The following is a 21,408-nucleotide window of genomic DNA, read 5'->3' on the forward strand; positions in this document are numbered from 1 at the left end:
ATAACTAAACGCTAAGGAAAGCCAATGCAACCTAATATTAAAAACATCCCGCAACACCTAGGTCAGTACCTTTATCAGCAAATAGATGCGCCATGGCATGAAGCTCAGCTTATTTTAGATTGCGAAAACAACAATATACTTAAATGCAAAGCACTCTTTATTAAACCAGATGACGATACACAGCATGCAATTGCTGTATATGAAAATATCACTGCGTTGTTTAAAACGTTATTTGACCACGCCATTAAAAATGAAGTGGAAGATTGGCAACGCGCTATTTTTACAATTACGCGTAAAGGCCAATTTAACTTAAACTTTGAACGCGATAATAATGACGAAGAATTAATATCCGCTGTTAAAACATATTAAGTATTAATGTAACCCGCTCATTAACAACATGGATGTTGTAAAGCTAGGCGCTGCAGCCTTTTAATATTAGCACCTTAGCCTGTATTTCAAATTGAGCCCCTCATTTACTTCTCATTCTTTCCTCTTGGTGCAAAAAATATTTTAAGTGAATTATTCACAAAGAGGTTAAGAGGCGCTGCGCTTAAAGAGTAAAAGCTTAATGTGCCTACTGGCTCTACGTTTTTACAAACAAACAATAATATAAGCATTACGGGCTCAGGTAATGGCGATTTAATTATTCACAACGCAGGCGGCGAGATAAAACTCGACAGCCAAGGTAATGTTGATATTACCGCCACTAACGTACTCACACTCGATGGCACATTTATAACCTTTGATGGCCCGGTTGATTACGACATAACTAGCCCACAAACAGCGCGGGCACCAAGCACCGCAAGCCCTGTCGATATTAGCCAAGTGACTGCGTTTGATTTGGGTGACAATACGCTATCCGCAGGTTCACTCGCTCAGCTTGAACTTGAATATCTTTATGATGATGGTTCGCCCGTTGATGGTATTGACTATATTGTTATCGATAATGAGGGCATTGAACATACCGGCTCACTGGCAAACGGTGTAGCCACCTTGGCTAATTTACCGCAAGGTAAAAGTGATGTTTTGCTGCGCGCAACCACTCAAGCTGATGAGCAACAACTCATCCAACTGCGTAACGACTTTAAACAACACCTCACCTCCATGCTTAATGAAATACGCAAACAAGCAGCTATTGGCGATGCTATTTTTGAGCAAGAGGACTTTTTTACCCAATGGATGATTGAAACCGGTGCACGCGCAACGGGCCTATATCAAGGCGCAAAATCCCTTGTAACGGGTATCGCTGATTTAATCGTATTGGGTATAGATATCAATATCAGTGTGTATTCTGCCTGCTTTAGGATGATTGATGCTGTTGCCAGTGGTGATAAGCACGCAGTTAAGCACGAACTTGAAACAATTTTAGCCTTTAGCCAAAAAACAACCAGTGCATTATCAGATGCCTTTGAATTATTACTCGCCTTAATGGACGATGAAGACACCCGCGATACACTCGCGCGCTTCCCGTATGACTATATTGAAGCCCACTCGTACGTAGATAAACAGCGCATAACTGGTGTAATGGCCTTTGAAATATTATTAGCGATATTAACCGGCGGGGTTGGTGTGGCCGCTTCTGCAGCAAGTAAATCAAAACACCTTGCCAGCGCCAATCGCGCACTGGTTAATATCGCCGATATACTTAAGCGCAAACAGCTAGATAAAACAATATCGCACACAGTATCGCCTGAGCAGCCTAAGTTAATTGAGCGCATTGACAAACCTGATGCGAGATTACAAGAGAATCAAAAACATGCTCACAGCTTTGTAAATGCAAAACCAATTGAGTTAAATACTAAAGGGCAGTTCAGGGATATAAATGGCTTATTAAGAACAAATGCAGGACCAAACGCTCCTGAGTTTAAAAAATGGCTCGAAAATGGGGGAACGGTTCGATACGATGAACTCACTGATACCATCCTTTATGGTAGGCCAAATATGGAAACATCTTCTTTAGGGCAAGTTGATATTGAAATACCCTATATATCAGGCCCACCTGACGGCGCTCGTTATCCTGATTTTAATGAATATTCAATTGCTAATGTAAAAATCGAAAATATGACAGGTGTCAAAGAAAGGTATATTGAATTACCTGAAGTTGGTGATTTTTCAAAAGCATGGGAGAAGATGTCAGGCCAAAAAGGTGATCTGTATTTGACGGAAAGGTTTGGAATAAAAAGACGAATAAAGGGGGACAGAGTTGGGCAATGGCCAGATAAATCCCCATTAGATTTCACATGGCATCATCATGGAGATCAATCATCGATGTTATTAATTGATCAAGAGATACATGATATTTTTACACATAAAGGTGGGGCATCGGCTTCACGATAGAAGGGCTATTTATAATGAGCTTAATTATGACGCTATCAGAGAAAAACATTTCAGTGGAAGATGTAAATAATGCTGAGGAAAAGCTCGCTCTCAAGCTACCTGAACTCTATAAACTTTTTCTACTGCAAAATAATGGAGGAGTTCCAGAAAAGTATGCAATAGACTTTCAAGCAAAAAAACTAAGACTCCAAGGTGATGACATTAAAATTTTTTTTAGTATAGGAGGAAAAGTTACAAATGATATTACATTTAAAAATAAGCCAATAAATAACTCATTGCCACAAGGTTTAATTTATATTGCTAATACGCATTCGAGTAACTTTATTATACTCTCAACTAGAGAAGATTCTTATGGGCAAGTATTTTATAAAGATCACGAATTTGAAGACAAATCTCCTTTTGATCCAATAAATAATCAATTACCTGAAAGCATCGTAAAAATTGCTGATGATTTCGATGAATTTATTGCAAAGCTTTACGACCCAGATGAATAACTCTATTTACTAAAATTAACTACTTCAGTATATACCGCTCTTTAACAACACGGATGTTGTTAGGTTAGGCGCTAAAAATGAGCGCCTAACCTTTCACATAATGGCTGCTTTTTATGGTTAACGCCCTCATTTACTTCTCATTTCTTTCTCTTTGTGCAAAAAGGTAGTTAAGTGAGTTATTCACAAAGAGATTAAGAGGCGCTGCGCTTAAAGAGTAAAAGCTTAATGCGCCTACTGGCTCGGGTAATGGCGATTTAATTATTCACAACGCGGGCGGCGAGATAAAACTCGACAGCCAAGGTAATGTTGATATTACCGCCACTAACGTACTCACACTCGATGGCACATTTATAACCTTTGATGGCCCGGTTGATTACGACATAACTAGCCCACAAACAGCGCGGGCACCAAGCACCGCAAGCCCTGTCAATATTAGCCGTATTAGTGATATAACCATTAATGACTCAGGTATTGCTGCAACAACGTCAAGCGTAGTGGATTTACTTTATGTCTATCAAGATGGCAGCCCTGTAAAAAACGCACCTTATACAATTAAATTTGATGATGGAACACAAAGCACAGGCCAGCTAGATGAAGACGGTATAGCACAATTAACTGACGTACCAAATGGTCAGTTTACTATTCAATACGGGGAGGATACGCGTGAGTATGAACCTCTAGATAACACGACGCCAAACCCACTTTATAAAAGAATAACCCCCGCCTCTGCAATACAAATGAGCAGAGCTGGGCAAACAGCAACACTTGATGAAGCAAGCAACATAGCCAGCCAAGCAGGTGATTGGTTATGGGGAGCACTGCAAGGCGACTTTAATAAAGACCCTACAACGGCGCAGATTGTGGTAGGCAGTATTATTTCAATGATACCGGTTATTGACCAAGTCATGGACGTGCGGGATATTTTAGCCAATGTAATGCTACTGACTGATGACGATAAAGCCAACGACAGTGATGGCTGGATTGCCTTTACGCTCACCGCGATAGGTTTAGTGCCTGTGCTCGGCTCCGCGGTAAAAGGCGTCGGTAAAGTGGTGATTAAAAACAGCGGCGACACAATAGAAGCCGCAATTGCAGTCCTTCGTAAGTTGGGTAAAGGCGACCCCGTTCAGTATTTACGTAAAATAAATTGGCAAGACCTAGGTAAACAAGCAGCCAGCGAAGTAAAAGCCTTTATAAAAGGCCTGCGCGATACACTTCACGAAATATCAACAAGTTGGCAGTATGATGTGCTATTGCCACAGCTTGCCATAGACGGCATGCAAGCCACCATTAAACAGCTTGATGAAATAGCACCTAAAATAGACCAAGGCGTTAAAGGCGCAGCCAGTGAAATTGGCAATCGCGTAAACAAAGCCCTTGATGAATTCGAACCACCGAAAAGCACCGGTATTGTGGGTAAACCTAAAAAGAGCGTTGCGAATGAACTAGATGCGCCGAAAGGGAATGATTTAAAGGGGGCTGAGAGTAAAAAACTATCTAACTCAGTCAACAAAAAATATAGCTCAAATTTAGTTAATAATCGCAAGATGTATAAAACCGATCTTGACTTTATGTCAGGAATACCAACACATGTTGATTCAAGTGTCCATAAAAGTATTAGAGCTAAAATTGAAGGTGGTTGGTCAAACCTTGATTTAATGAAAAATGGTAATGCCCCTATAGGCAAAGACGGTAAGCAAATAAACTTACATCACATTTTGGGACAAGAGCCAAGCCCAATGGTTGAGCTTTTATCTTCGACTCATAAAAAACATCATAAAGCTTTACACGGTCTAATCGAAGATGGTAAAAGTTTTAGGAATAACCCTTCGCTCCAATATCAGTATGAAAAATTTAAAAAAGAATACTGGAAACTTAGAGCACAAGATTTTGAGTAGGTAAATCTGTATGAATAAATATAGTGAGTTAATAAAACAACTTGATTTGAGTGAACACGAAACCTTTTGGCAAGGTTCGGCTGACTTGAAAGAAATTGCACTTCTTGAACAGCTAATTTCGATAAAACTCCCATATTCATTAGTTAATTTTTTAAAAGAATGTGGTGGAGGAGGAACAATCGATGCCGAGTTATCTGGTATTGAAGATAATAATGCTACTTTGAAGCTTGGAGGAACGATATTAGGTGACACACTTGATTGCAGGGAAACATTTGAATTACCCCCACATTTAATTGTGATTTTTTATAAAGAAAATGAAATTTGTTGGTGCTTAGATTCTAGTACCCAAGAAAAAGAATACCCACTAGTTAATTATAATTTATTTAAAAAACAAGTTGACGGAGTAATAGCTGACTCCTTCCTCTCATTCTTTTGTGAGTATGTTGAGCTTAGAACCTCGTAGAATCTATATAAGCTAATTAAATACGCTAAGGAAAGCCAATGCAACCTAATATTAAAAACATCCCGCAACACCTAGGTCAGTACCTTTATCAGCAAATTGATGAGCAGTGGCTTGAAGCTCATATTATTTTAGATTGCGCAAATAATAAAGTATCAGAATGCAAAGCTCACTTTATTAAAGCAGATGACGATACACAGCATAAAATTTCAGTGTCTGAAAATATAACAGCGTTGTTTAAAACGTTATTTGACCACGCCATTAAAAATGAAGTGGAAGATTGGCAACGCGCTATTTTTACCATAACTCGCCAAGGCCAGTTTAACTTAAACTTTGAGCGCGATAATAACGATGAAGATACTTTATTACTTTAAATAAGCAGTACAAGCATAGCGTTCAATTTATTTAATACTTCATAAATTAATAACAATAATTGAACCTGAGCTGGATACATATTAAACTGTACGCCAATTTGTTTTTTAAACAAACGAAAGTCAAGGAAGACGAGTTAGGTACCCCAACTTATTAATACTCCTCCATGATATTTCGTGACATTTAACATTTATTATTTAAAATAATTTTACGGAGTACCTATGAAAAAATTAAGCACACTTTTGGGTTTACTGTTATTAAGCGGTTGTTCTACACCTCCTCCAGCCCAAGAAACTGAGCAAGTAGTTTTAGAACCTATTGCAGAGATTAACGAAGTAGCTGCACCAATTTCATTAACTGTTATTACTAACCCTGCTGATGCTCGCGTTCGTATTATGAATATCAACCCTGTTTATAAAGCGGGTATTGAGCTTAAAGAAGGTAAATACGATATTGAAGTAAGCAAAGCAGGATACCTTACTTACAGAAAATGGGTTTCAGTTGATAAAAAAACAATACTAACTGTTGAACTCGATACAATGGAAGCAAGCCAATCGGCTCAGTAAGCTTCTCAGTACGTTTTAGTTTATATGCCTTAGCCTGGTTAATTTAATAACTGGCCTAAGGCATATTAAATCCTTCATAAAGCCACAAATATCCTACTGCGAAATAACTACCAACATTCACTAAAATACATAACCACAACACAATAATAAAACGTCGCTTTTGCGATTTATGACGAAGTAATTGTTGAGCAAGTAATGCCCCCGGCCATCCTCCAAATAATGTAAGTAGCTGCAGTGTACGCTCTGGCGTGCGGTTTACTTTTGTATGTGAAGAGCGCTTAGCTTGTCGCTTATCCCACGCGTACATTAAAAAAGTTATAGCACTTAATACACTTATATAACCAGGTACATATATTGGTATATAAACAGGTAAGTATTGCAGCGGGTGAGCTAACCAAATGGCAGCTAAATAAAGCAATGAGAATGTGATTAATATTTTCTTTATCAATTAATTATCACCTATACTGGGCTTATAAGAGCCTAACAACGAGAGCCAAATTATGACATATTTTAAATCGCTATTCTTAGCATTATGTTTATGCACATTTAGTAGCTTTGCTAATGAAACTGCCAGTAACCTTGATAAAGAGCTAGAAGTGTTTAAACCTTACTTAGGAACGTGGCAAACAGACTTTAAAGTACCAGAAGGCGCTAAAAAAATACAAGATGTTGGCCGTTGGGAACGCGCTTTAAACGGTAAAGCTATTCGTACCATGCACTCGATTAACGAGGGTGAGTATGGCGGTGAGTCGATGATTTTTTATGATAGCAAAAAGAAGTCACTCGTATTTTATTATTTCACTACGGCAGGATTTTACACTAAAGGCACAATAACGGTATTAAGCCCTACTCAGTTTGTAGCCTATGAGGAAGTAACAGGCAGTAAAGAGGGAGTGACTAAGGTTAAATCTACTAGTGATTTAAAAGACGATAAGTTTATTGTATCGACCTCTTATCTTAAAAAGGGTGAATGGACTAAGCCCGAAAGCAGAAGTTATACACGCAGTACAAAAACGGTTAAATTTAAATAGCCGCGATTTATAAACACAAAAAAGGCAGCCTAGGCTGCCTTTTGTCATTTATAAAATCGTATTTATTTTACATATTTTTTAAATGCAGCGTCTACTGGTGTATCAGCAAGGTGATTAGTGTAGTTGCTCATTACTTTTTGAGACAAGCCTACAATAATTTCAAGTAGTTGTTGCTTACCGTAACCTGCTGCAAAGAATTTTTCGATTTGCTCATCGCTGATCACGCCACGTTCACGTGTCATTGCGAGTGTAGTTTCACGAAGAGTTTCTAGCTTAGGGTTTTCAAGTGGTGTTTTGTTTACAAGTGCATCAACAACACCTTGATCAACTTTCATTGCCGCTGCAATACCACTGTGTGCAGGAACACAGTAATGACATGCGTGCTCAACGTTAATTGATTGCCATACTACTGTTAGCTCTTCTGCATTGAATGATGTTTTTTGAAACAGCTCGTGCAGTACTTGGTAACCTTTAAGTAATGTTGGTGCTTCAGCCATTACTGCATGTAAGTTAGGAAGCATACCAAATGCTGCTACTGAATCAGCTAGTAACGGTTTTGCTTCTTCTGGTGCGTTTTCTTGAGTGTATAAAGTAAATTCGGCCATGGTTAGCTCCTAATAATTAATAGTTTTAAGTAACTTCGAGACACATAGTATTTGATTTTGAGCGACTGTTCAAGTTAAAATTGAGCAAATGTTCAAATTGATTGAGAATGATATGGCTAATAAGGTTAAATTTGAACGCGATAATGTAGTTCGCGTTGCAAGCCAGCTATTTTGGCAAAAAGGTTTTCATGCAACCTCAACGCGTGACTTACAAGAAGCCGTTAATATGCGCCCGGGTAGTATTTACTCTGCGTTTGGCTCTAAAGAAGGGCTATACTGCGAATCGCTGAAAGATTACACAGTACAAATGAAAACCCAAATAGAGGGGTTTCTATCAAGTGCAGATACAGTACTTGGTGGGTTACGTGCATTTGTTGAAAATGTGGTCATTAAAACAAAAGATTGCAGCCCAAGCGCTATTTGTATGCTGGTTAAAGCAAACAGCGAGTTTGCAGAAAAAGACTCAAACCTATATGAGCTAAGCTTAGATTTAACCGCTCAATTTGAAGCTTATTTAACGCAGTTGTTTACACAAGCAATAAACAAAGGTGAGTTAAGTAATACGTTGACCGCTGTTGAATATGCGCGCTTTTTTCAGGTGCAATTTACAGGTTTACGCGGTTATTTTAATCGTCCTAATGTAGAGCAATTTGCTGAGCCAATGATCAACCAAATGTTTATGTTGATTAAAAAGTTATAAATAGCAGTTATCGCGCATTCTCAATAAGTCATACTTATTTTACTAAATAAAAATGGCCAGTATTTACTGGCCATTTTTTTGTGCTTAAAACTTAATTTATAAGTTACGTTTTAAGCTTATTTAGCTCATTATCTTGCTGGGCAACAAGTGCATTAAGCGCTTCGCTGCTATCCCCTGCTTGTGTAGATAAGTCAGCAAGTTGCGATGCGGCATCAGATATAAGCGTTAAATTACGGTTTATTTCTTCAGTCACTAAGCTTTGCTCTTCGGCAGCGGTGGCAATATGTGTAATTTGATTGGTTATTTCATCAACTTTAACGACAACACTGTGCAGAGCATCAAAAGCTACTGATGTTTCATCAACGGCATTTTGTGCACGTACTACGCCTTTTTCAATAACGGTAGATGCGTTACCTACTTCAGATAATAAACTATCAATTAACTGGCTTATGTCATCTGTTGATGAACGCGTTTTAGAAGCAAGTGCACGTACTTCATCAGCAACAACGGCAAAGCCTCGCCCGTGCTCACCAGCGCGCGCAGCTTCAATGGCTGCGTTAAGTGCAAGTAAGTTTGTTTGTTCTGAAATAGTACGAATTACATCTAATATTTGCGTAATGTCTTTACTACGCGAAGCGACTTTTTCAACTGCTTGGTTAGCTTCTTTAATTTCTTCAGACATCGTTTTAACTTGTGTCATCGCTGACGATAAGCTCGACTCACTGCTTACTACCAAGCTATTTATTTCATCGGCTTGTTGGGCTGATTGCTCTGATGCTCTGGCTACTTCGAGTGCTGTTGCGCTCATTTCGTTCATAGCCGTTACCACACTTTCAATTTCTTGAAATTGAGATTGAACATTATGCTTAGTATCAATAGCGATGTGTTGTGCTATTTCGCCTTGCTGTTTAGTTTGCTCAGACACCGCTTTTAGTTCAGAAATTAAATCACGTAGTTTTGCTAAAAATCGATTAAACCCACCAGCTAATGCAATAAGTTCTGCGTGGCTATCAACATGCAATGTATGCGTTAAATCACCCTCAGAACTTGCGAGGTTATCAACCCGCTGTTGAATTTGTTGTAGCGGCGCTATTACACCTGCAATTACTAATTTCATAATAACAAAAGCAACCACAGCAATTATTAAGCCTGTAATTAAAATAATAAACCCGAGTGATGCTGCTGTTTCTTGCATGTTTTTTTCTAGCGCTTCAGGCCCTGCAAGTGCTAGGTCTGTAGGTACTTCTATGATTAATGACCACTGAGTGTTTGCTAGTTTTATATCAATTGGATAATTTACTAAATATTCACTATTTGTTTTAAAAATACCGCTTTGCCCTTTAGACTTTTCAATATCATTAAATATAGTAGAACTAACAGCCTCTTTAATTGGGCGCCCTAATTTAGATTTATAATGACTGCTGCCTACAACTAAACCTAAATCACTTAATAAGGTTACTTTAGCTTGACCATTGTAAAGCTGCTTAGAAAGCTGCTCAGTCATTACTTGAAAGGTTGGTAGAGTTAAATCAACGCCTGCTAAACCAATAAACTGGCCTGACTTTAAAATAGGCACGGTTAACGAAGTTAGCATTACCGAATCGCCCGATGGGATTTCGTATAAATACGGTTCCATAATACAAGGCTTAAGTGTGTCTTTTGCGCACAAATACCACTGCGCTTCGCGAATACCAAACTCATTAAGCGTTGTTATGTATTTATCGGCGGCATTCGCTACTTTTTGTTGTTCAATTATGCCTTTTTGATCGCGAGTTATGTATACCTCTAACGTACCAGCACTATCTACTGAATGCTTATACCCTTGTTGATATTGAGAATCTTGCCCATCAAAAGCGTTTGGTTCAAATTGAGAATAAATAGATGATAAGAGAGTGTTTTGTTCTAAAACCGCTTTATTTATACTGACAACTGTATCTCGGTCTAAAGTGTTTTGTTTTGCTGCATCGCCAAGTAATGCCGCTAATGAATAAGGAACACGGTAAGCTTCATTAATAAAGCCAGCAATTTTTTCTCCGTATCCAGCCGCATGAGCATTAAGCTTTTCTTCTACTTCTACAATAATGTACTCTTCGGATTTGGTCGCTAACTGCTTATTACTTGATGATAACTGCCACCACAAAATGCCTGATAGCACTAGTACAGTTATAAATATACTACCGACACTTAGCCAGAGTAACTTTTTTGCTAACGATATTTCTCGCATTCATCACACCCTTTAAATTAAAACTACTGATACAGTTTAGTAGATCTAACCAACGAAGCTATGAATATCGTTAAACAAATTGAATTTAATACAATACGTTGAGTTTTTTAAAGTTTAGCCAAACGTGCCGTTGTAATTGAGGCTGCAATTAATAAACATACACTTACCCATAAACACGCACTAAGCCCATATACTTGAAAAACCCAGCCAGAAAGCACCGTACCAAGCAAACGCCCTATCGCATTGGCCATATAATAAAAGCCAACATCGAGCGACACCCCATCGTTTTTAGCAAAACTTACTATTAAGTAACTATGCAGCGATGAATTTACAGCAAATACACCACCAAAAATAAGTAAGCCGATTACAAGCGTAAAATGTACCGCTACATCAAATTGCATCAACAACGCTAAAATGCCAGTTACGCCACTTAATAGAGCAACCCACCAATACGCTTTTTTGACTGAATGTGAGTTTGAATCACTTTGCCCTGTTATACGCGGTGCTTGCGACTGCACCAATCCATAAGCAATTACCCACAAAGCCATAAAGCCGCTTACCCACCAGTGATCCCAGTTAAACTGAGCGGCTAAGTAAACCGGCAATGCAACCACAAACCATACATCGCGCGCCGCAAATAAGCATAAACGCGCTGCACTAAGTAAGTTGATTGCCCGCGATTTAGAAAATAACTCTTTAAACTTAGGTTTGTTTTTAGCTTTACCAATATCGCCCTTTAAAAAAATTAAACTAATAACCCACGCAACACTAAGTAAAGCAATTAGGCTAATTAATGCCCCCACAAAACCAAATACGGTAAGTAGCAAGCCACCTAAAAAAAAGCCCACTCCTTTTAACGCATTTTTAGAGCCTGTAAGTATGGCAATCCATTTATATAATTGGCTTTGCCCTGCATCGTCTTGTGGTACTAAATACTTAATGGCGCTCTTTGCGCTCATTTTATTTAAGTCTTTAGCTATACCGCTCAGTGCTTGCGCTGCCATAACATAGGCAACGGTTAGCCAATCTCCAGGAACGCAAAGCATGGCCAAAGCGATAAGCTGTAGCCCAAGCCCTACATTCATGGTTTTGTTTAACCCTAAATGTGCCCCAAGCCAACCACCTACTAAATTGGTGATCACCCCAAAAATTTCATAAAACAAAAACAACATGGCTATTGCAAATGCACCATAACCCAACTGATGAAAATACAGCACCACCAGCATCCTTAGTGCGCCATCAGTAAGGGTAAATGCCCAGTAATTACCGGTAATTATTAAATATTGTTTTATAGAGCTTGGTAAATTAGCTAACTGCGCAAGCATGAATTTAAACCTTTTTAAACGAGATTAAACCACATCACTTTGTGCAACTTTAAGCATTAGCTCAGCGGTACGGTTTGCATAACCCCATTCGTTATCATACCAAGCGTATAATTTAAGCTGAGTGTTGTTAATTACCATAGTTGAAAGCGCATCTATGGTGCAACTACGTGGATCTGTTTTGTAATCTATAGATACAAGCGGTCTTTCTTCGTAGCCTAAAATGTCTTTTAGCTCGTTATTTGCAGCGTTTTTAAACCAAGTGTTTACTTCATCTTGTGTAACACCTCGTTCAAGCTCAAAAACACAATCAGTAATGGATGCGTTAGTAAGAGGTACACGCACAGCATGGCCGTTTAATTTACCCTTAAGCTCAGGAAAAATATGCGTAATAGCCGTTGCACTACCTGTTGTGGTTGGTATTAAACTAGTACCGCACGAACGTGCACGGCGTAGGTCTTTGTGGGGTGCATCTATAATCGTTTGGGTATTAGTAATGTCGTGAATAGTGGTCATTGAGCCGTGCTTAATGCCTACTTTTTCTTGCAGCACTTTTACAATGGGCGCTAAGCAGTTAGTAGTACACGAGGCGGCTGTAACAATTTTATGCTCACTTGGGTTATAAAGGTTATCGTTTACACCCATTACTATATTTAAAATCCCGTCTTCTTTCACAGGAGCCGTTACTACAACACGCTTAACACCTTGCGCTAAATATTGATTTAGCAGCTCAGTGGTTTTCATTTTACCGCTGGCTTCTATTACTACATCGCAATCAGACCAATCAGTTTCATTTATAGTTTTGTTGTTGGTAACTGCAATCGTGTGCTTACCCACACTAAAGCTATTATCATCACTAGTAACCTGCTGCGCTAAGCGTCCGTGTACTGAGTCAAACTCAATTAAATGTGCGTGTGTTTTAGCATCGCCCGCTACATCATTTACTTTAATAAACTCTATTTCTGGCCAATCAACTGCTGCACGCAGTGTTAAACGTCCCATACGGCCAAAACCGTTAATACCTACTTTAATAGTCATAATTAAATACCTTTAATAAGTTAATTTATTTACTAATTAGTTAACAACAGCTAGCTGCTCGTTCAGGGCGATTACCCATAGTATTTAACCGCGTTAAATCGTTTTCATAAAATGAAGGGTTTGCAGTCAGGGTTTGCGTTAATACATTTTTAGCCCATTCAGGCAGGGCTTTATTAATACTGTAATAAACCCATTGATTTTGCTTACGGTCGCTCAGTAATCCGCATTGTCTTAATTGTGCTAAATGGCGCGACACTTTAGGCTGGCTTAATTCAAGTGCAGCAACAAGTTCGCACACGCACAGCTCTTCTTGGTCGCTAATTAATAGCATTGCTTTTAAACGCGTATCGTCCGCTAAGCATTTATAAAATTGAAGTGGGTTGAATTGTTCCATAGTGTCCTCGCAGTGTTAGTGCATATACAATAAAACAAAAACTAAACATATGAAATAGTGAATATACGATTATTTGTATATTTAAATTATTTTGCTTTAAAACGCAAAAAAGCACACAACGACTAGTTGTCGTTGTGTGCTTTTATAACTTTTCTTTATTTAGTTATTAAATAACAGAAAGCTCTATTTCAATATTGCCACGTGTTGCGTTTGAATAAGGGCATACTTGATGCGCTTTATCTACAAGCTCTTGCGCAGCTGCTTTATCCATATCACCTAGTGATACAGCCAATTTTACTGCAATACCAAAACCGCCTTCAATAGCACCAATAGACACTTGTGAATTAATATGTGTGTCGCTTGGTAAATCTATTTTTTCGCTACCTGCTACAAATTTAAGTGCGCCAATAAAACATGCTGCATAACCTGCGGCAAATAATTGCTCTGGGTTAGTGCCTTGTCCGTCGTCTCCGCCTAAACCTTTAGGTGTTGATAAATTTACATCTAAACGACCATCATCAGATTTAGCTACGCCTTCACGGCCGCCAGTTGCAGTTGCTTTTGCTGTGTAAGCTACGTTTTGTAATACATTCATAATGAACTCCAAAGTTTTAAAATATCAATCAATTTAGTTTGTGTGCAAAATAATAGAGCAAGTAATTAGAGATTGCAAATACTTTGCATGCAAATTAAAATAGCATGTATTGAAATAAAGGATAACGTTATGCCGTTTGAGCAATTAAAGTTAAAAAATCAGTTATGCCACCGGTTATATATGGCATCTAACAGCATTGCGCGTGCGTATCGCGAGCCTTTAAACGAGCTAAATTTAACTTACCCGCAATACGTAGTAATGATGGCGCTGTGGGAGCAAGACGAAATAACAATTGCAGGGCTAATAGATAAAACCGCGATAGACGGCGGTGCAATGACCCAAATACTCAAAAAAATGAGCGAAAAATCATTACTGGCTGTTATTAAAGATGAGCACGACAAACGCAAACGCCTAGTGAAGCTAACCCAGCATGGCCAATCACTTAAGTTAAAAGCAGCCGATATTCCTAAAAATATTTTATGTAAATTTGATAGTGTAGATGCAACACAAGCGAAGCAGTTGATGCAACTGCTCGATTTAGTAGTAAACGACTTAGCCAATTAGGCACTTTATAGTTAACCAATCTATTTACTTTAAAAGGTATAAATTAAATGACTCATATAAAAAAATTACTCTTAGCAGCGGCATGTAGCACGGCACTTTTAGGCAGCAACGCCGTACTTGCTAATACCGCTAATCAAAATGCTGATTTAAAAACAGTAGCCACATTTGATGCGCAGCACCCACCGGGTAACATTGCTATTACGCCATCGGGTAGAAAGTTTTTATCAGTACATGGTTTTTACGGCCAAAAGCAAAAAATTATGGAGCTTTTAAGCGATGGCACTACTAAGCCCTACCCTAATGAAGAATGGGCATACGCGTACAATAACGGTAAAGGTTTTTACGATGTACTTGGTATAAACGTATCAAGCGATGGGGTTTTATGGATGCTCGACACCTCAGGGCCAGATCGCGCTGGGCGCTTAGTGGGTTGGGATACAAATAAAGAGCAACTGCATAAAATTATTTACCTCGCAAAACCAATGATTACCGACACCTCATTTTTAAACGATTTAGTCATCGATAATAAACACGGCGTTGTATACATTGCCGACACAGCCCATGGCAGCCAAGCCGCTATTATTACGGTTAACCTTAAAACAGGTGTCGCACGCAGAGTATTACAAGATAGCCATTACACTACAGCCGAAAATATCGATATGGTTATTGATGGCCGCACTATGAGCATTGGCGGCCAACCTGCCCGTTTAGGTGTTAACCCAATTACGCTTGACCCTAACGAAGACTGGCTTTACTTTGGATCTATGTCGGGCACGTCGGTTTATCGCATTGCCACCAGCGATATAAATAACGAGAGCCTTTCGGCTAAAGCACTTGAAGACAAAGTTACGCGTTACGGCACTAAGCCAATTTCAGACGGTATTATTGTTGATGGCGGCGGTAACGTATACGTAACCGACATAACCAACGGTGCAATTGGTGTAGTTAAACCTACTGGCGACTACGAAGTATTATTTAAAGACGACCGTCTTAGCTGGCCAGATGGTTTTAGCTACGGAGCAGATGATAAAATATACTTTACCGTTGATGATTTACATAATTCGCCTGTACTTAATAATGGTAAAAATAAAAGCCACGGTAAGTTTAAAGTAATGTCGTTTGAGCCTTTAGTAAAAGCAAAAGTAGGCCGCTAATTACTTTTTAAGTGACTACATTTATTAAAGAGCCTTGCACATTTAAGTGACCCAATAGTTGCAGGGCTTTTTGTTAAAACACACCACGCTGGTGCACTTTTTAATAATGCTTCACCACTTTGGTGCTAACCCTTAAGTATGTATTTACACTTAAATACTAAATAACTGATTTCTATTCATAAAATATTCAAGTTAATGTTGGCATACTTCTTCCTATAGACTGATGTGTTCAGTGAAAATACCAAGGAAAAACCATGTTCAACTTATATCATACCCTTTACCTTTTATGGCGTTTAGACATTAGCGTTTGGCAAGTTAACGACCCTACAAATACCCGCACTACCGCTGATAAAGAACGCGCCTATGTTAAGTAACATCGTATTGTGTAAAGGCTTAGCATAAAGCTTAAATGTATAAACCTACTTTAGGCTAAGCTTTTGCACACTATGAAATTTATGTGTACATTTTAATTAAACTTCAAATTAACCGTTCAATATAAAAACAACCCCCTTGTAATAAACTCCACATTTAAAAACATCAAAAAATTAGTAAAAACACTGCGTTTATAACTTTGCAAGCAGCTCAATTGCATTGTATTGTTGCACCCTATTGAAAATTTTTAGTTGGAACGTGTATGAACGCTTTGGAAGTTAATTTTGATGGCTTAGTGGGTCCTACTCACAACTACGCTGGTTTATCGTATGGTAATGTTGCCTCGTTGAATAACGCAGCAAGCTTTTCAAATCCTCAAGAGGCGGTACTTCAAGGCCTCGAAAAAATGAAAGCCATGCATGACAAAGGCCTAACTCAAGGTGTATTTGCCCCTCATGCGCGCCCCGACTTAAACGTACTACGCCGCTTAGGCTTTACCGGTAACGATGCACAAGTCATTCATAAAGCGTTTAAAGCCGATCCTATTTTATTACGCGCGTGTTATTCTGCATCTGCAATGTGGACAGCCAATGCCGCTACGGTATCGCCATCTCCTGATACAACCGACGGCAAAGTACATTTCACTTCAGCTAATTTAAATAATAAGTTTCATCGCTCGCTAGAGCCTGCAACCACTACACGCTTATTAAAAGCGATGTTTAATAACGACAAATACTTTGCGCACCATACCCATTTGCCTGACCAAGGCTTTTTTGGCGACGAAGGTGCAGCAAACCATACTCGTTTTTGTGACAGCCACGGCGATGAAGGTCTTGAAATGTTTGTATTTGGTGCCAGCGCGTTTAACAGCCAATTACCAAAACCAGCTAAATTTCCTGCAAGGCAAACACTTGAAGCCTCAGAAGCAATTTGTCGCTTACATAACTTAAAAGATTCAAGCCAAATTTTACTACAGCAAAATCCAGACGTAATAGACCAAGGCGTGTTTCATAACGATGTAATTGCAGTAGGTAACGCCAACGTACTACTGTGCCACCAGCAAGCATTTTTAAACCAAGCACTGGCACTGCAAGATATTCGCGAAGCGTATGTGGGCAGTAAAGAATTTTATATTATTGAAGTACCTACCGATAAAGTAAGCATTACCGATGCTGTAAGTAGTTATTTATTTAACAGCCAATTAGTGAGCCTTGCCGATGGTTCAATGCTGCTAGTTGCACCACAAGAGTGTAAACGCAACAGCGCAGTTAACGCCTACATTGAAGAAATGATAATGGCGGATAACCCAGTAAACCAAGTACAGTTTTTTGATTTACGCCAAAGTATGCAAAATGGCGGCGGACCTGCGTGTTTGCGTTTACGTGTAGCTCTTAACGAGCAAGAACTTGCTGCAGTAAACCCAGAGGTTATTTTAACTGATACTAAATACACACAACTGTGTGACTGGGCAAAACGTAACTACCGCGACAAGTTAGGCGCAAGTGACTTTGCAGACTCAGCACTTCTAACAGAAAGCTACCAAGCACTTGATGAGCTTACACAACTACTTAATTTAGGCTCAGTGTACGACTTTCAATTAGAGCGTTAATACCTCAGTCAATACAAAGGCTAATACAAAAATAGCGAGCAAAGGCTCGCTATTTTTATTTGTGCTTGTGTTTGTGTTTGTGCTACTAGAATTTAAACGTCTTTATTAACAGTTATTGCCGATGCCATCGACTCCGATATATGCAAAGTACGCTGCGGAAACGGAATACTCAGCCCAGCGCCTTCAATTGCTTCTTTAACACGTTTATTTAAATCCCACACAGTTTGCCAATAATCACCATTTACAGTCCATGCGCGTAATTGAATGTTTACCGCGCTTTCACCTATCGACGTAACCATTACTTTAGGTGCAGGCTCTGCGAGTAACCGGCTCTCTGATGCCGCTAACTCTTTAAGTACATTTAAACCAACGTCAATCGAGTCGGCATACGAAATACCCACCACTATGTCCATTCGTCTTTTGCCATTACGGGTAAAGTTTTTAATATTGCCACCCCACACCTTACTGTTAGGGGATGCAATATAAAGACCGTCGGTGGTTTTAAAAATAGTAGTAAATAAATGTATTTCACTCACAGTACCAAGCGTGCCGCTTGCATCAACAAAGTCGCCTATTTTAAAAGGTCTGAGTATTAGTAGCATAATTCCTGCAGCAATATTACTAAGCGTATTTTTAAGGGCTAAACCAATCGCTAAACCTGCAGCGCCCATTAGCGCAATTAAGCTTGCCGTATTAACGCCAAAAATATCTAAAATAAATAGCCCGGCAATTATATAAACCAAATAGCCAGCAATGCTCGATAAAAGAGGAAGCAGCGTACTATCCACCTTCTTTAATGGGGATTTAGAATTTTTAATCGCTTTTTTAACCGAACGTGCAATAAGCGCGCTCGCAACTAAAATTGCCAAGGCTAAAATCACTTTGTAACCTAAAGTGATGATTGTTTCTGAATGGCTTTGCCAAAACGCTAAAAGCTTATCTTTCATGTTTGTTCCGATAAATGTGGCTGAAACTCAGCAAAATAATGGTTAAATTTAATAAAAACCGACTTCAAAAGAAGTGGCGCGAGTATATAGAATAAAAAATTTAAACCTACCTTTTTTAATCACTTATTTCAATTTTAAAAACACGGTTAAAACCATGATTTTTGAGACGCAAAGCCCGCCTATTTAAGGCTAATTTATAGCGACTATTCAATGTAGGTTAATCGTTTATTGGTATGGTCGTTTTAAGCTTTCAAAGTTCACAAAAGAGGTTACCTATGGCAAAAGAGAAAGTAGTACTCATAACCGGCGCTTCAAGTGGCATTGGTGAAGCAACCGCAAAAACCCTTGTTAATAATGGTCATAAAGTCATTCTCACCGCTAGACGCAAAGATAAGTTAACTAAATTAGTAGAGTCATTAGGCTCAAATAACGCCCTTAGCGTAGCCGCAGATGCAACCGACTTTACCGCGCTTGAAAACGTAGTTGCCAAAGGTATTGAAAAGTTTGGTCGATTAGATGTAGCCTTTGCTAACGCAGGTATCGGCGTTTCAACCGCTGGCACCGAAAAAGGCGACCCTGATGAGTGGTCAACCATGATCGACATAAACATTAAAGCCCTACTGTGGACTGCAAAATTAACCCTGCCGCATTTACGCCAAAACAAAGGTCACTTTATATTAACCAGCTCTGCCGCTGGCCGTAAGCCAATTGGCGGCTCTATTTACGGTGCAACTAAATGGTTTGCTTATGGGTTTGGACAAAACTTAGCTGAGGAAATGAGCGAGTGGAATGGCCGCTGTACCACCATAGCACCGGGCATGGTAAACACCCCGTTTTTTGATGAAGCTAACCCGATAAACTCGACCCGCAAGATGTAGCCGACGCCGTACTGTTTGCTATTGAAGCAAACCAGCGCAACAGCGTACGTGAGATTTATTTAATGCCGACTAATTAACGTTGCTTGGTTTAGTTTGGGCTGTCAGGTTTAATGCCAATGGCGTTAAACCTGATGGTTATTAGTGCCTTGTTTGGGTTAGAATTTAGCAGGCAACAGTAAAGCAAAGGTATTGGATATTTAAAGGGCTTTTTAATTGCCAATGCTGCCCTTAAACCATATGTAAGCAAAATATAGAGCAACGGCAATATATCCAAAAGAAATAATTAGATTTACTTTCCAAAGGTTTAGCCAAAAATCACCTCTGAAATAAGTGCGTTCTCTTACTTCATGGTAAAACAATGCTACTGAAGAGGGCACTAATATTAACGCAGACCAACCAAGCATAGGTAACACCATAAACATAATGCCTATGCCTGCACCTCCTGCCGAAGCGTCGGATGTTTCACCATCAATTGGGGCTAGCATCACGTAGCCTAAAATAAACCCGGCAATCGCAAGTATAAAACCTAAAAGCTGAAGTGTTCTCATCATTATCCTTGGCAACTAACAAGACTGTAAAATAACTCCAACAGCCAAATTCAATTAAAAAATGAGATTATGTAATTAACTTTAAGCATTTTTAAAGCATTACAAAATTTAGGTTGGGTGTCACTGTAATTCACGCACTTTATCTGAAACGTGAAATGGCAAAGCCATAAAAAGTTTGCCACACCCCATAAAATACTCCAAATACTTTTAGAGTCGCTCTTGAAGTGCTTACATGCCTCTTTGGCACTTTTTCCCATGGTTACTCCTTAAATCACATAACGCCAGAACCAATTTGGGGGAAGTGGCGGCTTTTTTGTGCAAGCGAAAAAGATGACGCTTTACCCAAACCCGTGTTCATGTATTTGTTAGCCTTTTATATCAGTTTATTCATATCTATTTCATAACCTGACTGCTTCATTTCTTTTGCTAACTGAAGGTGCCAAGCCGATGCTTCATCTATGTTGATATAGACAACACCGCTAATATCGTTAGGTAATTCAATTGGAGCTTCAACTAATGCTACAACATTCTCTCTACGGAGTTTGCCTATAAGATATCCATGTTCAAATACTACATTTTGGCGAGCTCTACCATTTAGCTCTTCCGCTTTTCCTTTAACATTGCCAAGGTCATCAGGCGTATACAAGACAATAGCAAAGCCTACGTCAGAGTAATGTTCAATCTTTTCAATGATTGTTCTTCCTGAACTTGCCTTTTCGTGAAGAATAATAGCTTCTAGTCCTAGCTTCTCGACAAACCTTGCGGCTTTCGTTTGCGCAGCTTCATCGTGACCATGAACTATAAATACTTTGCTTTTATCAAGTGTATTTTCAGTCGGTAGATCAGCTTTTAATAGTAAGTCTTTTTTATAACCTGGAGGACCTTCAACGAACTCATCAGTAACATCATCTGCTCGGCTTACAGCCGTGTGCGTATAAGAAGGCCCTCCAATAAACATTACCGATGAGTTTCTATCTTCAGCGCGGATTGCTGGAACATAAGACTCTATTGTTTTTTCGCTTCGAGAAATTAGGATTCTCTCTATGTCATCAGCCTCGACAGTTTTGCCATTTATCAATATTGCCTTTCCTTGCTCATAAGGTTCAACATATCGAGCTATTAGCTGTTCCCGGGTAAGGTCCGTCTTGTTTTCACCGTATCTCTTATCTGATTTTGGCTTAATTCTTACGTGATAAAACACTTTATCTCCGATATTTTATAGGGCTAACGAGACTGTAGAATAACTCCAACAGCCAAATTCAATTAAAAAAGCGAGCTCCTGTAGTTAACTCTAAGCGTT

22 protein-coding genes and 1 pseudogene are annotated in these 21,408 nt (G+C 39.1%); 13 read left to right on the forward strand and 10 right to left on the reverse strand.

All coding sequences use genetic code 11. The features are described 5' to 3' along the window. Nucleotides 1–24 precede the first annotated feature (24 nt). The 7 genes from I6F66_RS19300 (at nt 25) to I6F66_RS19330 (ending at nt 6,127) form a co-directional block, all read left to right on the forward strand. Nucleotides 25–369 (forward strand): immunity protein YezG family protein, encoded by a 345-nt coding sequence (locus tag I6F66_RS19300; protein ID WP_165729447.1) that lies wholly within the window; start codon nt 25–27, stop codon nt 367–369. Between the two features lie 201 nt (nt 370–570). After that, nucleotides 571–2,337, forward strand: coding sequence for an HNH endonuclease (locus I6F66_RS22840; RefSeq protein ID WP_331460706.1), 1,767 nt, complete (start codon nt 571–573; stop codon nt 2,335–2,337). A 26-nt stretch (nt 2,338–2,363) separates the two neighbouring features. Further along, nucleotides 2,364–2,831 (forward strand): SMI1/KNR4 family protein, encoded by a 468-nt coding sequence (locus I6F66_RS19310; protein WP_165729444.1) that lies wholly within the window; start codon nt 2,364–2,366, stop codon nt 2,829–2,831. Nucleotides 2,832–3,325: 494 nt separating this feature from the next. Next, nucleotides 3,326–4,729, forward strand: a complete 1,404-nt coding sequence (locus I6F66_RS22845) for an HNH/ENDO VII family nuclease (RefSeq protein WP_331460705.1) — start codon at nt 3,326–3,328, stop codon at nt 4,727–4,729. Between the two features lie 10 nt (nt 4,730–4,739). Further along, a complete protein-coding gene (locus I6F66_RS19320; protein WP_197120069.1) occupies nt 4,740–5,192 on the forward strand; it encodes an SMI1/KNR4 family protein in 453 nt (150 codons plus the stop codon). Nucleotides 5,193–5,230: 38 nt separating this feature from the next. Then, nucleotides 5,231–5,563: a DUF600 domain-containing protein gene (locus I6F66_RS19325; RefSeq protein ID WP_197209597.1), complete on the forward strand. Its 333-nt coding sequence runs from the start codon at nt 5,231–5,233 to the stop codon at nt 5,561–5,563. Nucleotides 5,564–5,782: 219 nt separating this feature from the next. Further along, nucleotides 5,783–6,127 (forward strand): PEGA domain-containing protein, encoded by a 345-nt coding sequence (locus I6F66_RS19330; RefSeq protein WP_197209598.1) that lies wholly within the window; start codon nt 5,783–5,785, stop codon nt 6,125–6,127. A 55-nt stretch (nt 6,128–6,182) separates the two neighbouring features. On the opposite strand, the gene I6F66_RS19335 is transcribed toward I6F66_RS19330, so the two are convergent. Further along, nucleotides 6,183–6,575 (reverse strand): DUF1294 domain-containing protein, encoded by a 393-nt coding sequence (locus I6F66_RS19335; protein ID WP_197209599.1) that lies wholly within the window; start codon nt 6,573–6,575, stop codon nt 6,183–6,185. Between the two features lie 52 nt (nt 6,576–6,627). Here I6F66_RS19335 and I6F66_RS19340 point away from each other — a divergent pair, with 52 nt between their 5' ends. Further along, nucleotides 6,628–7,158, forward strand: a complete 531-nt coding sequence (locus I6F66_RS19340) for a hypothetical protein (RefSeq protein ID WP_165729440.1) — start codon at nt 6,628–6,630, stop codon at nt 7,156–7,158. Between the two features lie 62 nt (nt 7,159–7,220). On the opposite strand, the gene I6F66_RS19345 is transcribed toward I6F66_RS19340, so the two are convergent. After that, the gene (locus I6F66_RS19345) at nt 7,221–7,763 is read right to left on the reverse strand and encodes a carboxymuconolactone decarboxylase family protein (RefSeq protein ID WP_007586212.1); all 543 of its coding nucleotides are present in this window, start codon (nt 7,761–7,763) and stop codon (nt 7,221–7,223) included. Nucleotides 7,764–7,875: 112 nt separating this feature from the next. On the opposite strand from I6F66_RS19345, the gene I6F66_RS19350 reads away from it, so the two are divergent. Then, entirely contained in the window at nt 7,876–8,463 is a 588-nt protein-coding gene (locus I6F66_RS19350) for a TetR/AcrR family transcriptional regulator (protein WP_010553549.1), read from the forward strand. A 103-nt stretch (nt 8,464–8,566) separates the two neighbouring features. Here the strand turns inward: I6F66_RS19350 and I6F66_RS19355 are convergent, their stop codons facing one another. The 5 genes from I6F66_RS19355 to I6F66_RS19375 all read right to left on the reverse strand — a co-directional run bounded on the left by I6F66_RS19355 (nt 8,567) and on the right by I6F66_RS19375 (nt 14,036). Continuing rightward, nucleotides 8,567–10,687 carry a methyl-accepting chemotaxis protein gene (locus tag I6F66_RS19355; protein ID WP_197209600.1) on the reverse strand — a complete coding sequence of 707 codons (2,121 nt, stop codon included), beginning with the start codon at nt 10,685–10,687 and terminating at the stop codon, nt 8,567–8,569. 107 nt (nt 10,688–10,794) lie between these two features. Further along, a complete protein-coding gene (gene arsJ / locus I6F66_RS19360; protein WP_197209601.1) occupies nt 10,795–12,012 on the reverse strand; it encodes an organoarsenical effux MFS transporter ArsJ in 1,218 nt (405 codons plus the stop codon). A 24-nt stretch (nt 12,013–12,036) separates the two neighbouring features. Beyond that, a complete protein-coding gene (locus I6F66_RS19365) occupies nt 12,037–13,047 on the reverse strand; it encodes an ArsJ-associated glyceraldehyde-3-phosphate dehydrogenase (RefSeq protein WP_024608439.1) in 1,011 nt (336 codons plus the stop codon). 40 nt (nt 13,048–13,087) lie between these two features. Then, a complete protein-coding gene (locus I6F66_RS19370; RefSeq protein WP_165729438.1) occupies nt 13,088–13,441 on the reverse strand; it encodes a metalloregulator ArsR/SmtB family transcription factor in 354 nt (117 codons plus the stop codon). 166 nt (nt 13,442–13,607) lie between these two features. Beyond that, complete coding sequence (locus I6F66_RS19375; protein ID WP_165729437.1) at nt 13,608–14,036, reverse strand: organic hydroperoxide resistance protein; 429 nt, start codon at nt 14,034–14,036, stop codon at nt 13,608–13,610. 129 nt (nt 14,037–14,165) lie between these two features. Here I6F66_RS19375 and I6F66_RS19380 point away from each other — a divergent pair, with 129 nt between their 5' ends. From I6F66_RS19380 to astB, 3 genes are all read left to right on the forward strand, one after another. Continuing rightward, nucleotides 14,166–14,600 carry a MarR family winged helix-turn-helix transcriptional regulator gene (locus tag I6F66_RS19380; protein ID WP_197209602.1) on the forward strand — a complete coding sequence of 145 codons (435 nt, stop codon included), beginning with the start codon at nt 14,166–14,168 and terminating at the stop codon, nt 14,598–14,600. 47 nt (nt 14,601–14,647) lie between these two features. Next, nucleotides 14,648–15,754, forward strand: a complete 1,107-nt coding sequence (locus I6F66_RS19385; protein ID WP_197209603.1) for an L-dopachrome tautomerase-related protein — start codon at nt 14,648–14,650, stop codon at nt 15,752–15,754. A gap of 634 nt (nt 15,755–16,388) precedes the next feature. Continuing rightward, nucleotides 16,389–17,735, forward strand: a complete 1,347-nt coding sequence (astB, locus tag I6F66_RS19390; protein WP_197209604.1) for an N-succinylarginine dihydrolase — start codon at nt 16,389–16,391, stop codon at nt 17,733–17,735. A gap of 92 nt (nt 17,736–17,827) precedes the next feature. Here the strand turns inward: astB and I6F66_RS19395 are convergent, their stop codons facing one another. Beyond that, nucleotides 17,828–18,682, reverse strand: a complete 855-nt coding sequence (locus I6F66_RS19395; RefSeq protein ID WP_197209605.1) for a mechanosensitive ion channel family protein — start codon at nt 18,680–18,682, stop codon at nt 17,828–17,830. Between the two features lie 275 nt (nt 18,683–18,957). Here I6F66_RS19395 and I6F66_RS19400 point away from each other — a divergent pair. Then, nucleotides 18,958–19,637: pseudogene (locus tag I6F66_RS19400) on the forward strand (SDR family oxidoreductase). Between the two features lie 132 nt (nt 19,638–19,769). On the opposite strand, the gene I6F66_RS19405 reads toward I6F66_RS19400, so the two are convergent. After that, nucleotides 19,770–20,108, reverse strand: a complete 339-nt coding sequence (locus I6F66_RS19405) for a carbon starvation protein CstA (protein ID WP_197209606.1) — start codon at nt 20,106–20,108, stop codon at nt 19,770–19,772. A 373-nt stretch (nt 20,109–20,481) separates the two neighbouring features. Beyond that, on the reverse strand, nt 20,482–21,309 hold the full coding sequence (locus tag I6F66_RS19410; protein ID WP_368668199.1) for a TIR domain-containing protein: 828 nt from the start codon (nt 21,307–21,309) through the stop codon (nt 20,482–20,484). Nucleotides 21,310–21,408: the final 99 nt, after the last annotated feature.

It is taken from the genome of Pseudoalteromonas sp. NZS100_1 (genome assembly GCF_015864285.1).
GTDB lineage: Bacteria > Pseudomonadota > Gammaproteobacteria > Enterobacterales > Alteromonadaceae > Pseudoalteromonas > Pseudoalteromonas arctica.